Source organism: Halohasta sp. A2, assembly GCF_056175805.1.
This window is the reverse complement of the sequence record NZ_JAQFWV010000208.1, coordinates 1-469: the sequence shown is the minus strand read 5'-3', so window position 1 is coordinate 469 and position 469 is coordinate 1. Positions and strand designations below refer to the sequence as shown.

The window sequence follows — 469 nt, the reverse complement described above, 5'->3', positions numbered from 1 at the left end:
TTGCTGATCTTGATCGTATCGGATAAAATTGAACGTCACGGGTGAATCCTTACGCTGTACAGGATTTTCTGCTAGATAAGGTCTACGTCATGTGAGTTCTCTGCCGATATTTCTTGGACAGGCTCATGAGTACGCAGAAAACCGTCCGCCAGCAGGCGGGTACGTTTGAAGAATCAGAGGTGCTTCGGCTTGAGGAGGACAAAGTCGAGCAGATCGTCGACGCCCTGAACACCGATCTGGCCAATGCCTATGTACTGTATCATCAGATCCACAAACACCACTGGAACGTTGAGGGCGCAGAATCTCTTGACACCCACCAGTTCCTCCAGGAAGCCTACGAGCATCTTGAAGAAGGTGCCGACCGGATCGCTGAACGCGCACAGGCGATCGGCGGCGTTCCGGTTGCAGGCCCAGCCAACCAGGAGGAACGCGCCACTATTGAGTTCGAAGGCGAGGACGTCTACGACAT

Annotated in this window: 1 protein-coding gene; it reads left to right on the top strand. The window is 53.5% G+C overall.

The features are described 5' to 3' along the window. Positions 1-125: 125 nt before the first annotated feature. The coding region (locus O2S87_RS18815; protein ID WP_475410235.1) for a ferritin-like domain-containing protein at positions 126-469 on the top strand (344 nt) is incomplete at its 3' end.